This is a genomic window from Collimonas rhizosphaerae (assembly GCF_038896935.1).
In the GTDB taxonomy this organism is placed as follows: Bacteria; Pseudomonadota; Gammaproteobacteria; order Burkholderiales; family Burkholderiaceae_D; genus Collimonas; species Collimonas rhizosphaerae.
On record NZ_JBANDC010000006.1, the window covers coordinates 252,868 to 266,212 of the forward strand.

A 13,345-nucleotide genomic window follows, 5' to 3' on the forward strand; every position below is an offset into this window, starting at 1 on the left:
TCCTGCTGCTAGTCTTCGGTTTTCTGGTAGCGGCGGCGAATCAGGTAAATCGGGCGGCCTTTTGATTCCAGGTAGGTCCTGCCCATATATTCACCGAGGACGCCGATGCCGATCAGCTGGATCCCGCCGAGGAACAGCACCACCGTCAGGATGGATGCATAACCCGGCATGTCGATGCCGTGGATCAGCGTCTTGAAAATGATCACCAGGCCGTAGATAAAGGCGAACAGTGAAATCGCCGAACCGAAATAAGTCCACCAGCGCAAAGGCACGGTACTGAAACTGGTGATGCCTTCCAGCGCAAAATTCCACAGGCGCCAGCCGGAAAATTTCGACTCTCCGGCGCTGCGCGCTTCGCGCGCGTATTCCACCGTGACGGTCTTGAAGCCGACCCAGGCAAACAGCCCTTTCATGAAGCGCCGGTTTTCCGGCAGCTGCTTGAGCGCATCCAGCACTTGCCGGTCGACCAGGCGGAAATCCCCAACGTTCTCAGGCAGCTTGATGTCCGAGACCGCATTGTACAAACGGTAAAACATGCCGGCGGTCTTGCGCTTCATGTAGGAATCGCTATCGCGGTTGGCGCGTTTGGCCAGCACCACTTCGTAGCCGTTGCGCCATTGTTCGACCAGCAGCGGAATCACTTCGGGCGGATCCTGCAGGTCCGCATCGATGGGAATCACGGCGTCGCCCAATGCTTCGTTCAAGCCTGCGGTCAGGGCAGCTTCCTTGCCGAAATTGCGCGACAGGTCGATCACCCGTACCCGGCGGTCGCGGTCGGCGATGGCGATCAGCTGCGCCAAGGTATCGTCGGCGCTGCCGTCGTTGATGCAGACGATCTCGTAATCGAGCGTGTCGAGGACGGCCAGTATGGGCGTTATCCGCTGGAAGAAACAGGCAACGGCAGCGCTCTCGTTGTAAAAGGGGACCACCAGCGATAACAGTGGCTTGTGTGGCGCTTGGTCTGGGGAGTTAACGTGCATTGCCTGGTCTGGGATTATCACTTGTACGTCTGCTCATATTAGCATCATTCTGCCCGGAAACAGCGCAAAACCCTTGCTGCAAGCGCTGTTGCAGGCGAGCAGCGCGGTAAACGCAAAAGCCGGCCAAATCGTCAATCCGATTCAGCCGGCTTTTACTTGCCTGGGCCTGCAGCCGGGACGGCCAGCGCCGCCTCGGCTTGCAACACGACAATCAGTAAGTGTAGAACATGCGCTGGATTTCTTTGGTGTTGCTGGTCTTGGTCAGCGCCAGCATCAGCAGGATGCGTGCTTTTTGCGCATTCAGCGTGTCAGCCACTACAAAATCGAGTTCATCATCGTTGGCTTCGCCGTTGCGCGCCACGATGCCCTGGCCGACGCGGCTGGCGCGGACAATGATCACACCCTTCTTGCGTGCTTCAACCAGCGGCGTTTTCATTTGCGCGGCAATGCTGCCGTCGCCGACGCCGGCCTGGATGATGCCCTTGGCGCCGGAGGCGACCTGGGCGTCGAGCGCGGCGCGGGTCATGTTGGCGTAGCCGTAGATGATGTCAACCTGCGGCAGCACGTCCAGCTTGCTGACGTCGAACTCGGTGTCGACCGTGTTCTTGCGGGTCGATTGCCGGTAGAAATACGCCTTGTTGCCCTGGATATAACCCAGCATGCCGAGTTCGGTCGACTTGAACGTGTCGGTCGTCGACGTGTTGGTCTTGCTCACTTCGCGCGCGGAGTTGATCTGGTCGTTGAGCGAAACCAGCACGCCCTTGCCGATGGCATCCTTGCTGCCAGCCAGCAGCACGGCGTTGTACAGGTTGATCGGGCCGTCGGCGGAAATCGCGGTCGATGGACGCATGGCGCCGACCACCACTACCGGCTTGCGGCTCTTGACGGTGAGGTCGAGGAAATAAGCGGTTTCTTCGATCGTGTCAGTGCCGTGGGTGATGACGATGCCGTCCACGTCCGGTTGCGCCAGCAAGGTGTTGACGCGCTTGGCCAGCTTCAGCCAGTGGTCGTTGGTCATGCTTTCGCTGGCGATCTGGAATACCTGCTCGCCTTTGACATTGGCGACTTTCTTCAGCTCAGGAACCGCTGCGATCAGTTTCTCAACGCCGACGGTGGCCGAGGTATAGCCGACCGTGGTGGTGCTGTCGGCGCCGGTGCCGGCAATGGTGCCGCCGGTAGCCAGGATCATCACGTTAGGCAGTTTGGCCTGGCTGTCCTGCGCATGCGCCACGGAAGTGGACAGCAACAAGGCGCCGAACATCATCAATGCGTAGGAATTGAGGGTACGCAGTGTAAGTTTGCGGGTAGACATAAATCTCCTGATCTGTTGATTGTTGTGGACCGCCGGCTGAGCCGAAAGCGGTCACGCGGCATTTCAACGTTCTGCAACGCGCTGCCGCGCCGCGGAACTGTAGCTAAAGTCGGCAAAGCGATCTAATGCCATTTATGCATAGGATTATGCATAATTATTATATGCAATCACTTCAATAAGAAAAGGCTTAACCGGATCGGTTTCCTGCCAAAAAATCAACTAGCAATCAACGAGCAATCCATGAGCAAGAAGCACGCCCGTCACGCGGCAAGCTTGGCTTCCGCTTCACGCGTGATATGCAGCTCGCGCATCGGGAACGGGATCGTGCAGTTCACCGCCGCCAGCGCGGCCTGGACTTTTTGGGCGATCGACCAGCGTACATCCCAATATTGGGAAGTCGTGGTCCATGCCCGCAGATTGAGCATGACCGCACTGTCGGCGTGGTCGGTGACCACCACGAACGGCGCCGGCGCCGCCAGGATGCGCTCGTCCGCCAGCAGCAGTTCCTTCAGGGCCTGGATCGCGACCGCCGGATTGTCCTTGTAGCTGATGCCGACCGGCATGTCGATGCGGCGCGTATTGTTGCGGCTGAAGTTGGTCAGCGCGCTGTTCCACAGCTGGTTGTTCGGCGCGAACAGGCAGATGCCGTCGGCCTTGGTCAGCTTGGTGGCAAACAGGCCGATTTCATCGACGGTGCCTTCGATGCTGCCGTTGGAGATGTATTCGCCGACCTGGAACGGCCGCAGCAACAGCAGCATCATGCCGGCCGCGATGTTTTGCAAAGTCCCCTGCAAAGCCAGGCCGATCGCCAAGCTGGCGGCGCCCAGGACGGCGACGATGCTGGCGGTCTGCACGCCGAACTGGCCGAGCACGGCAACCAGCGTGACCAGGCGCACCAGCCACAGCAGCAGGCTGCGCAGCACCGGACGCAGGGTGGCGTCCAGGCTGGCGCGCAGCATGACCCGGTCGAGCGCATTGGCGAAACGCGACGACAGCCACCAGCCGACTGCCAGCGTGAAGATTGCCAGCACCGCATTGAGGCCGTAGTGCAAGGACGATTCGAGCAGGAAATTCCAGATCGAAGAGAGTTGGTTGACGGCTAATATGTTCAAGGGCAGCTCCTGTTGCTTGTATGAAATAGCGCAGGCCAGTGGGCTGTTGCAGCCCACTAGATCCGCGTATCGAGCCCTGTATGTTACCAGTTGCTCCCGGCACAACCCGCGAATCCCAGCCAGACCGCGCCGGGTTTGCTACCATATGGCTGATTCGCCAACCCGCGCAGCAGCAGCCCTTACCTTCTTTAGCGACACAATGAGCAAATTCTGGAGTCCCATCGTCAGCCGCCTGACGCCTTACACCCCCGGCGAACAACCGAAGCTGAGCAAGCTGGTCAAGCTCAACACCAATGAAAACCCGTATGGTCCGTCGCCGCTGGCGCTGGAAGCCATGCGCGCCGAACTGGGCGACAACCTGCGGCTGTATCCGAACCCGGACGCCGAGCCGCTCAAGCTGGCGCTGGCCGAGCAGAACGCCGCGCACGGCATCACGCCGGCCCACGTGTTCGTCGGCAACGGTTCCGACGAAGTGCTGGCGCATGCCTTCCAGGCTTTGCTGCAGCATGAACAGGCGATCCTGTTCCCGGACATCAGCTACAGTTTTTATCCAACCTACTGCGGCCTGTACCAGGTGGCTTACCGCACCGTGCCGCTGGCCGAAGATTTTTCGTTGCGGGTCGACGACTACCTGGACACCGCCGCCGGCGGCGTCATCTTCCCCAACCCGAATGCGCCTACCGGCTGCCTGCTGCCGCTGGACGAAGTGGAAAGGCTGGTCGCCGGCCAGCCCGACTGCGTGGTGATCGTGGATGAAGCCTATGTCGATTTCGGCGGCGACAGCGCTATCCCGCTGGTGGCGCGCTACCCCAACCTGCTGGTGGTGCAGACCTTGTCCAAGTCGCGTTCGCTGGCCGGCTTGCGGGTCGGCTTTGCGATCGGCCACCCGGACCTGATCACGGCGCTGGAGCGGGTCAAGAACAGTTTCAACTCCTATCCGCTGGACCGCATGGCGATCGTCGGCGCCACGGCGGCGATCAAGGACCAGGCGCATTTCGACAAAACCCGGCAAGCCGTCATCGCCAGCCGCGAGCGCCTGGTCGGCGGCCTGGCCGCGCTCGGCTTCGACGTGCTGCCGTCGGCCGCCAACTTCGTGTTCGCCCGCCATCCGCGCCACGACGGCGCCAAGCTTGCCGCCCGCCTGCGCGCCGACGGCATCATCGTGCGTCATTTCGGCAGTGCCCGCATCGCGCAGTTCCTGCGCATCACCGTGGGCACGGATGAAGCTTGCCAGGCGCTGCTGGACGCCTTGCAGGCGCACCTGGAAGACATGCCGGCCGATTTCTGATCCTCGCCGTGGATGGCGGTGCGCCGCCATCCATCGCCATTTCGCTGTTATTTCGCTGTTTCCACCGGCTTCCAACTCCTTCCGCAATGTCCATCCCAATAGCGCCGCCCGCCGTCGACACCCGCATGCGCCAGGCCGCCCTGCCGCTGCTGTTCCTGTTGCTGGGCGTGATCTACGCCAGCTGGGTGTCGCGCATCCCGGCGCTGCGCGACAACCTGCAGCTCGATCCCGCCAGCCTCAGCCTGTTCCTGCTGGGCGGCGGCATCGGCGCAGTCGGCTCTTTTCCGCTGGCGGCCTGGCTGGTAGGCCATTACGGCGCGCGCCGCGCCTGCTGGTACGCCGGCCTGGCGCTGCTGGCGACCATTCCTTGCCTGGCGCTGGCGCCGTCGCTGCCATGGCTGATGCTGGCGATGCTGTGCCTGGGGGTCTGTTCCAGCTGCTTCAATGTGGCCATCAATGCGCTCGGCGCCGAAGCGGAAAGGCTTGCCGGACGCTCGATCATGTCGCAGCTGCATGCCTGGTTTTGCGTCGGCACGCTGTCCGGCGCCCTGCTCGGCAGCGCCATCGCCGGCATGGAAATCAGGCCGCTGCTGCACTTCGGCCTGGTTGCTCTGTGTGTGCTGGTTCCGCTGCGCCTGTGCTATCGCGCCTTGCCGAATGACCGGCCGCAATTCATCGCCGGCAAAAAACACTTCGCGCTGCCGCACGGCCCGCTGATTGCGCTCGGCGTGGTCGCCTTCGGCGGCGCGATCGTCGAAGGTTCGGTGGCCGACTGGAGCGGGGTCTACATGAAAGACCGCCTGTCTGCCAGCGACGGCGTGGCGCCGCTGGCGTTTGCCTGCTTCGCCGCCATGATGCTGCTGACGCGCATAATCGGCGACAAGCTGAAGGAATCGTTCGGCGCCCGCCGCGTGGTGGCCGGCGGCGCCTTGACGGCGGGCCTCGGCATGCTGGTCGCCCTGCTCGCCAGCCAGGCGCCGCTCGCCATCGCCGGTTTTGCCCTGACCGGCGCTGGCGTTGCCACCATCTTCCCTTTCATCTTCAGCGCCGCCGGCCGCCACGGCCCGACCGCGCTGGCCGGCGTCACCACCATGGGCTATACCGGCGGCCTGATCGGGCCGCCGATCATCGGCTTCCTGGCGCATGGCTTCGGCCTGCCCGCGGCCTTGTCGCTGGTAGGCGTGCTCTGCATTGCGGTGGCGCTGGCGGCCGGCCGCGCCAGATGGCTCGAATGATGTCGTTACGCTAAAATATCCGCTCGCGTTTGTACGCCAACCTACTGCATGGAGTCCACATGACGCTTGCCTCGTTTCCCCGTTCCCTGGTCCGCTGCCTGGCGCTTGGCGCCGCTGCCGGCCTTGCCCTGGCGGCCTGCGCCAGCACCCAGTCCACGGCCGCCAGCGATGCAGCGCTGGCAGCGTCGCGCTGGGAACTGACCAACTGGACCGGGCATGCCGTGCCGCACGGCGACAACGGCGAGCCGGTGATCCTGAATTTCAGCCAGGAAAACGGCAAGGGACGCGTCAGCGGCCGCGCCGGCTGCAACCAGTTCTCAGCACCCTACTCGGTGCGCGGCCCAGGCCAGCTGACGATCGTCGAGGCAGTCACCACCCGCATGGCTTGCCCTGAACCGGCGATGCAGTTCGAGGCCGATTTCCTCGACAAGCTGCAGGCAGTCAATCAATACGCAATAACCGGCCAGCAGATGGAAATGAAAACCCTGGATGGCCAGGTCATGCGTTTCCATGCGCGCGAAAAACCGGGCGCCGCGGCCAAGATCAAGTTCGTTTACATCGCATCGCAGAAGGTCCCTTGCAGCGCCGACGTCATGCGCACCACCTGCCTGCAGGTCCGCGAACGCAAGGAAGATCCATGGCAGCTCTGGTACGGCAATATCCAGGGCTTCAATTTTGAACCCGGCATCGCTTACCGCCTGCGCATCCTCGAAGAGCAGGTCGCCAATCCGCCGGCCGACGCCAGCTCCGTCAAGTGGACCCTCGACATGGTAGTGGAACAGGAAGTGGTCAAGAAATAATGGCGCTGCCTGATAACCACGACCACGGCTTGCCGCAGCTGTTGCTGCTGCCCGGCTTCATGCTGGACCAGACCCTGTGGGACGACATGCGCGACGGCCTGGCGCAGCTGGGCCAGCTGCATTTCGGCGATCTCGGCCAGGATGATTCGATCAGCGCCATGGCGGCGCGCGTCTTGCAAAACGCGCCGCCGCGTTTCGTGCTGGTCGGTTTTTCGATGGGCGGCTACGTGGCGCAGGCCATCATGCAGCAGGCGCCGCAACGGGTGATCGCGCTGGCCTTGCTGAATACTTCGGCGCGCCAGCAGGATCCGCGTGAAATCGCCGGCAACCGGATGCAGCTGGAACTGGCCAGGCAAGTGCCGTTCAAGGGCTTGACCAGCCGCGCGCTGGCATCGTCGCTGCACCCGGACCGGGCGCATGACCGGGTATTGCTGGACCGCCTGCAGGCGATGGCTCTGCGCAACGGCAAGGAAGTCTTCATCCGCCAGTTGTCGGCGCTGCGCAGCGATGGTTACGCCGAACTGGAGAACATCCGCTGCCCGACGCTGGTTGTCGCCAGCAGCAACGACCAGCTCAGCAGCATCGCCGAAGCAGAGCTGATGGCGGCCCGGATTCCCGCCGCCGGCATGGTAGTGATCGAGGACTGCGGCCATATGACGCCGCTGGAGAAACCCGGGGAATTGCTGCAGATCCTGTCCGGCTGGCTGTCGCAGTCAGTCAATCGCTGATATCCCGCTACAGGACCGGTCAGATCATGTTGTCGCCATAAGTTGCCATAACGCAATATTGGATTTTAAAAAAAGATGATCTTTCGATAATATAAATATCCCAAGATAGTAAAAAGACCACTTTTTGATGGTAGGGTATCAACCTTGTTTTTTTAATAATCAAGGAGACCGTCATGAAGTTGGCCCACACTCTCATTTTTGCCGCATGCCTCGGCGTTCCTGCCACGGCAGCCCATGCGCAGCAGCAATTCGTCAATGTTTTGACCGGCGGTTCCAGCGGTGTCTATTACCCGCTCGGTGTCGCCATGTCGCAGCTATATGGCAAAGCCCTGCCCGAGGCCAAAATCCAGGTGCAAGCCACCAAGGCATCGGTGGAAAATCTGAATTTGCTCGAACGCGGCCGCGGTGAAATCGGCTTTGCCTTGGCCGACAGCGTCAACGATGCCTGGACCGGCGTGGCCGAAGCCGGCTTTCCCAAGCCATTGAAGAAAATCCGCGCGATTGGCGCAATTTATCCCAACTACATCCACATCGTTGCCCGCGCCGACAGCGGCATCCGCACCTTGGCCGACTTGAAAGGCAAACGCATTTCCGTCGGAGCGCCGAAATCGGGTACCGAACTCAATGCCCGCGCGGTGTTTGCCGCTGCCGGCCTGAAATACGCAGATTTTGCAAAGACTGAATTCCTGCCGTATTCCGAATCGGTCGAGCTGATGAAGAATCGCCAACTGGACGCCACGCTGCAATCATCCGGCCTGGGCATGGCTGCTTTCCGCGACCTGTCGACCACAATTCCCGTGGTCTTCATCCCCGTGCCGGCAGATGTCGTCGCCAAGATCGGCAATCCGGCCTACCAGGCATCCAGCCTGCCGGCAAAAACCTACACCGGCCAGGATGCGGCCGTGCCAACCGTGGCGATCAACAATATTCTGGTAACGCATGACAAGGTGACGGCAGCTACGGCGTATGAAATGACCAGGCAGCTTTACGACAATATCGATCAGTTGGGCAATGCGCATAACGCAGCGAAAACGATCGCCTTGGCCAATGCAGCCAGCGGCTTGCCGATTCCTTTTCATCCTGGCGCGGAACGCTATTTCCGTGAAAAAGGCTTGATCGATTAAAACAATTCGCGGCTGCACGACAAAGCCGCAAGCCAAGGCTGCCACAGCGGAGCCTGCCGGGCGCATGCGATCTGCTTTTCCCTTACGCCCGGCGCGAAAACAATTCAGGAGTCTCGCATGGAACAATCCCCGTCACGCCTATTCTGGCTGCTGTTTTACGGCGCTTTGGCGTTTTCCGCATTTCAGCTTGTCACGGCAGCGTTCAGCCCCGTTTCCACAACCGTGGTGCGCGCACTGCATGTCGGCTTTTTATTTCTGCTGATTTACTGCCAATACGATTTGCGCGGCGTGAAACAGGAACGCCCCGGCTGGCTGGGCATCGCGCTTGGCCTGTGCGGCCTGGGCCTGGCGTTTTACCACTGGATATACGAAGGCGAGTTGATTTTGCGGGCCGGCGAGCTCAATCAATGGGACTGGATCATCGGCATCGCCACGCTGATACTGGTATTCGATGCTTCGCGCCGCATGATGGGCTGGGCATTGCCGGGCATCTGCCTGGCATTTCTAGCCTATGCCTTGTTTGGCGAATATCTGCCCGGCAGCTTCCAGCATCGCGGCTACAGCCTGGAACAAGTGATTTCGCAGCTGGCCTTTGGTACAGAAGGTTTGTATGGCACGCCGACCTATGTGTCGTCAGGCTATATCTTCTTGTTCATTTTATTCGGCGCTTTCCTGGAACAGGCAGGCATGCTGAAATTGTTCAACGATCTGGCGCTTGGCCTGGTCGGCAGCTCGCGCGGCGGGCCGGGAAAAGTGTCGGTGATTTCCTCCGGCTTGATGGGCACCATCAACGGCTCCGGCGTTGCAAACGTGGTCAGCACCGGCCAGTTCACGATTCCGCTGATGAAACGCTTCGGCTATCGCAGCGAGTTTGCCGGCGCAGTGGAAGCCACCAGTTCGATGGGCGGGCAGATCATGCCGCCAGTCATGGGAGCGGTGGCTTTCATCATGGCGGAAACGATCAATGTCCCCTACCTGGATATCACCAAGGCAGCCCTGATCCCTGCCTTGCTGTATTTCTTCACTGTATTCTGGATGGTGCACCTGGAAGCCGGCCGCGCAGGCTTGAAGGGACTGGCAAAGGAAGATTGCCCCAATCCCCTGGCCGCATTGCGCGCACGCTGGTATTTATTGCTGCCGCTTGCGGTCTTGGTCGCGCTCCTGTTCTCAGGCTTCACGCCGCTGTTTTCCGGCATGGTGGGCCTGGCTTTGACAGTGGTGCTGATCCTCGGCAGCGGCCTGGCGTCGCGGATCAGCGCAACGCTATGGCGCGTGATGTTCTGGCTCGCTTTGGGTGCGGCTTGCGCGACGTTCAATCAATACGGGGTTACAGCGATTTTTGCCGTGGTGACCGTGCTGGCCGTGCTGATTTTCCTGGGACGCGACCGCGGCGTCCTCAAAACCGCGGTAGATGCCTTGTATCACGGCGCTTTGCATGCTTTGCCTGTCGGCATCGCTTGCGCCCTGGTCGGCGTGATCATCGGCGTCATTTCCCTGACCGGCGTCGCCACCACGGTTGCCGGCCACATCATCGACCTCGGCGAGCATAGCTTGATGCTGTCGCTGCTGCTGACGATGCTGACATGCCTGGTGCTGGGCATGGGGATCCCCACCATTCCCAACTACATCATCACCAGCTCCATTGCCGCACCTGCATTGCTGGATTTGGGTGTGCCTTTGATCGTATCCCACATGTTTGTCTTTTACTTCGGCATCATGGCAGACCTGACGCCGCCGGTCGCGCTCGCCGCTTTTGCCGCATCGCCCATCGCGCGCGCTTCCGGCATGGCGATCGGCATGAAGGCGTTGCAAATTGCGATTGCCGGGTTCCTGGTGCCTTTCATGGCCGTATACGACCCGGCGTTGATGCTGCAAGGCGATCCGACCTGGGGCGCGATTGCTTACATCAGTGTCAAGGCCTTGCTGGCAGTGACTTTATGGGGCATGGGAACGATTGGTTTTTGGCGCGGACGCCTGGCCTGGTGGGAACGCATCGCAATGATTGCCGCCGCCTGCGTGCTGGTGGTGAAGCTGCCGTTTAGCGATGAATCGGGTTTTGCCGTCGCCCTGGTTTTATTGGTGCAGCATTGGTGGCGTTGGCGCAATGCTGCCGCTGTCCCCATGTCTGCGCAAAGCCGGTCATGAATCATGCTCTGCCTGGCCAGCGGCAGCGCTAAAGCCGTGCTCGCCATTGCCAGCTTTACGCTGGCTTGGCAGCACTCGGTGGAAAAAATCCGCTGGGAAGAGAGTTATCGCGTGGAAGCCGGTGCACTGGTGCTGGAAGAAGCTCGCGTGCAAGGCAGCGGCGCGGGCATGGAGCCGCCGCTTGCGAGCGTATTGAAAGACGGGTTCTGGCGTTGGCAACCCCGGCAAGCCATGCCGGAATTGCTGCTGACGCGTTCAGAATTCACGCCTGACTATCAATTCTGCACCCGGGATCGCTGCCAGTCATTGACTGGGATCGTACCGCCGACGGCGGCAGTTACGAGATTATGGGCCTGCGATAAAAACATGCAGGCGAACTGATTACAGCGCCAAGCGCTGGCGCGCAGCCTGGTATTCGGTCTGCAAACGATCCACCATCTGCGCCACGCTGGGCACATCGTCCATCAGGCCCACGCCCTGGCCGGCGCCCCAGATATCGCGCCAGGCTTTGGCGCCGGTGCCGCCCGAGCCGAAATTCATCTTCGATTTATCCGCTTCCGGCAGGTTGTCAGGATCGAGGCCGGCGTTGACGATCGACTTTTTCAGGTAGTTGCCGTGGACCCCGGTGAACAGGTTGGTGTACACCACGTCGGCTGCTGTCGATTCCACGATCGCCTGGCGATAGGCGTCGTCGACATGGGCTTCCTTGGTCGCCAGCCAGCGCGAGCCGATGTAGGCGAAATCGGCGCCCATCGCCTGCGCTGCCAGGATCGCATCGCCGGTGGCGATGGCGCCCGACAGAGCGATCGGTCCCTTGAAGAATTTACGCACTTCGCCCACCAGCGCAAACGGCGACAACGGCCCGGCATGGCCGCCGGCGCCGGCCGCCACCAGGATCAGGCCGTCGACGCCGGCTTCCAGCGCCTTTTGCGCGTGGCGGATCGAAATCACGTCATGCAGCACGATGCCGCCGTAGCCGTGGATCGCATCCATCATTTCCGGCGGCGGCGCGCGCAGGCTGGAGATGATGATCGGCACCCGGTGCTTGACGCAGACGGCGACGTCATGCGCCAGGCGGTCGTTCGATTGATGGACGATCTGGTTGACCGCGATCGGCCCCACTTTTGCATTCGGATGTTCAGCCTGGTAGGCCGCCATTTCAGCCTGCAGGTCGGTCAGCCAGGTATCGAGCAACTCCGCCGGCCGGGCGTTCAGCGCCGGGAACGAGCCGACAATGCCCGCCTTGCATTGGGCGGCCACCAGGGCCGGGCCGCTGGCGATGAACATCGGCGAGCCGATGACGGGTAAGCTCAGGTTTTGCAACGCTGCTGGCAATGCCATGACGACCTCTGGTAGTAGATATCAAGAGTTTTTATTATAGGGAGAAAACGCGGACAAAAAGTACGATCGTGCTAGATTTTGTCCTCTAAAACCCAGGCCCGGCCTGCCCTCCCGGTTACCGCTGCAAGGCGGTTCAATGTCGATTGCACAAAAAACCGTCGCGTATTTCAGCCGCGCCGGCGCGCACCAGCTGCGCCACCGTCCATGCGCCCAGGTCGGCTTCATTGAGCTGCAGGTAACGCCGGTTGGCGGCCGCCACCAGCGGCAAGGCCGTCAGCATCGGCTGGACCTCGGCCAATTTGATCTGCTGCCGCTCCAGCAGCAGGAATTTCAGCAAGACCTTGATAGCGTTCTGCGCATTGCGCTGCGGATCCGCGGCCAGGTAGTCCAGGCGCGAAAACGCCGTATCCAGCGCGGCGGCAACGCCGCTGAACGGACTGCCATGGCCGGGAATCACCAGCTTCACGTCCAGGGTGGCGATCAACTCCAGCGTCGCCCGCTCTTCAGCAAAACCCGATTCGCCGTCCAGTTCCGGGAAAATCACGCCGAAACCGTTTTCCCACAAGGCGTCGGCGGAAATCAGGACGCCATGCTCCTGGCAATAAAAAATCAGGGAATGCGGATCATGCCCGGCTGCCGCCAGCACCTGCCATTGCAGATCGCCCAGCGTCAGCAGGTCGCCCGCCTGCAGGGTGGCGTCGAAACTGAAACGCGCGCACTGCTGGCCGGTGCCGCTGTAGCTCAGCGCGTCCTGGTCCCAGCTGCGCACCTGCTCGGCTTGCCCGGCCGGGATCGCGGTGTGGCAGCGGTAAGCCAGTTGCAAGGCGGCATTGCCGCCGCAATGGTCGGAATGCAGATGGGTGTTCAGCAAACGGTCCAGCGGCCGCCCCTGCAAGCCGTGCGCCACCAGCGCCACGGTTTGCGCCGCATGGCTCAGGTAACCGCTGTCGACCAGCGCCGTCTGTTCAAGTCCCAGGAACAGGATGTTATTGGAGGACAGCCAGCCGCGCTCCAGCACGCGCATGGTCGGCGGCAATTGCAGCACCGTCATGCCGCCGCCCGCCGCTGCCTGATCTGCAGCCAGATGCGGCGTTTCTGTTCATCGCTGGCGCAGCTCCAGGCGGCAATTTCATCCAGGGTGCGCAGGCAGCCGTCGCACAAGCCGCTGGCCGCGTTCATCACGCACACGTTGATGCAGGGCGATGCGCTGTAATCCGGGCCGTGATCCTGGCTGAGTGCGCCGCCGGCCGGCTTGATTTGCTTGTTTTCCACGCTGTCTC

The 13,345-nt window shown here is 61.5% G+C and carries 13 protein-coding genes; 7 read left to right on the forward strand and 6 right to left on the reverse strand.

Features of this window, described 5'->3' with window-relative positions; all coding sequences use genetic code 11:
• Positions 1 to 8: 8 nt before the first annotated feature.
• The 3 genes from V8G57_RS11115 to V8G57_RS11125 form a co-directional block, all read right to left on the reverse strand.
• Complete coding sequence (locus tag V8G57_RS11115; RefSeq protein ID WP_342829434.1) at positions 9 to 980, reverse strand: glycosyltransferase family 2 protein; 972 nt, start codon at positions 978 to 980, stop codon at positions 9 to 11.
• Positions 981 to 1,191: 211 nt separating this feature from the next.
• On the reverse strand, positions 1,192 to 2,244 hold the full coding sequence (locus V8G57_RS11120) for a type II asparaginase (protein WP_342829473.1): 1,053 nt from the start codon (positions 2,242 to 2,244) through the stop codon (positions 1,192 to 1,194).
• A gap of 308 nt (positions 2,245 to 2,552) precedes the next feature.
• Positions 2,553 to 3,404, reverse strand: coding sequence for a mechanosensitive ion channel family protein (locus tag V8G57_RS11125; RefSeq protein WP_342829435.1), 852 nt, complete (start codon positions 3,402 to 3,404; stop codon positions 2,553 to 2,555).
• Between the two features lie 199 nt (positions 3,405 to 3,603).
• On the opposite strand from V8G57_RS11125, the gene hisC reads away from it, so the two are divergent.
• The 7 genes from hisC to V8G57_RS11160 all read left to right on the forward strand — a co-directional run bounded on the left by hisC (position 3,604) and on the right by V8G57_RS11160 (position 11,105).
• On the forward strand, positions 3,604 to 4,692 hold the full coding sequence (hisC, locus tag V8G57_RS11130; protein ID WP_342829436.1) for a histidinol-phosphate transaminase: 1,089 nt from the start codon (positions 3,604 to 3,606) through the stop codon (positions 4,690 to 4,692).
• Positions 4,693 to 4,778: 86 nt separating this feature from the next.
• Complete coding sequence (locus tag V8G57_RS11135) at positions 4,779 to 5,927, forward strand: MFS transporter (RefSeq protein ID WP_342829437.1); 1,149 nt, start codon at positions 4,779 to 4,781, stop codon at positions 5,925 to 5,927.
• Between the two features lie 59 nt (positions 5,928 to 5,986).
• The gene (locus V8G57_RS11140) at positions 5,987 to 6,727 is read left to right on the forward strand and encodes a DUF4377 domain-containing protein (RefSeq protein ID WP_342829438.1); all 741 of its coding nucleotides are present in this window, start codon (positions 5,987 to 5,989) and stop codon (positions 6,725 to 6,727) included.
• Positions 6,727 to 7,455, forward strand: a complete 729-nt coding sequence (locus V8G57_RS11145) for an alpha/beta fold hydrolase (protein WP_425458263.1) — start codon at positions 6,727 to 6,729, stop codon at positions 7,453 to 7,455. Before V8G57_RS11140 ends, V8G57_RS11145 begins: the two co-directional genes overlap by 1 nt.
• 173 nt (positions 7,456 to 7,628) lie before the next feature.
• Positions 7,629 to 8,579 carry a TAXI family TRAP transporter solute-binding subunit gene (locus tag V8G57_RS11150; protein WP_342829439.1) on the forward strand — a complete coding sequence of 317 codons (951 nt, stop codon included), beginning with the start codon at positions 7,629 to 7,631 and terminating at the stop codon, positions 8,577 to 8,579.
• A gap of 117 nt (positions 8,580 to 8,696) precedes the next feature.
• On the forward strand, positions 8,697 to 10,724 hold the full coding sequence (locus V8G57_RS11155; RefSeq protein WP_342829440.1) for a TRAP transporter permease: 2,028 nt from the start codon (positions 8,697 to 8,699) through the stop codon (positions 10,722 to 10,724).
• A gap of 3 nt (positions 10,725 to 10,727) precedes the next feature.
• Complete coding sequence (locus tag V8G57_RS11160; RefSeq protein WP_342829441.1) at positions 10,728 to 11,105, forward strand: DUF1850 domain-containing protein; 378 nt, start codon at positions 10,728 to 10,730, stop codon at positions 11,103 to 11,105.
• Here V8G57_RS11160 and V8G57_RS11165 read toward each other — a convergent pair whose 3' ends face one another.
• The 3 genes from V8G57_RS11165 to V8G57_RS11175 form a co-directional block, all read right to left on the reverse strand.
• On the reverse strand, positions 11,106 to 12,065 hold the full coding sequence (locus tag V8G57_RS11165) for an NAD(P)H-dependent flavin oxidoreductase (protein ID WP_342829442.1): 960 nt from the start codon (positions 12,063 to 12,065) through the stop codon (positions 11,106 to 11,108). It abuts the gene before it with no gap.
• A gap of 133 nt (positions 12,066 to 12,198) precedes the next feature.
• A complete protein-coding gene (locus V8G57_RS11170) occupies positions 12,199 to 13,116 on the reverse strand; it encodes an MBL fold metallo-hydrolase (protein ID WP_342829443.1) in 918 nt (305 codons plus the stop codon).
• The gene (locus V8G57_RS11175; RefSeq protein WP_371326563.1) at positions 13,113 to 13,337 is read right to left on the reverse strand and encodes a DUF1289 domain-containing protein; all 225 of its coding nucleotides are present in this window, start codon (positions 13,335 to 13,337) and stop codon (positions 13,113 to 13,115) included. The genes V8G57_RS11170 and V8G57_RS11175 overlap by 4 nt, the downstream gene beginning before the upstream one ends.
• Positions 13,338 to 13,345: the final 8 nt, after the last annotated feature.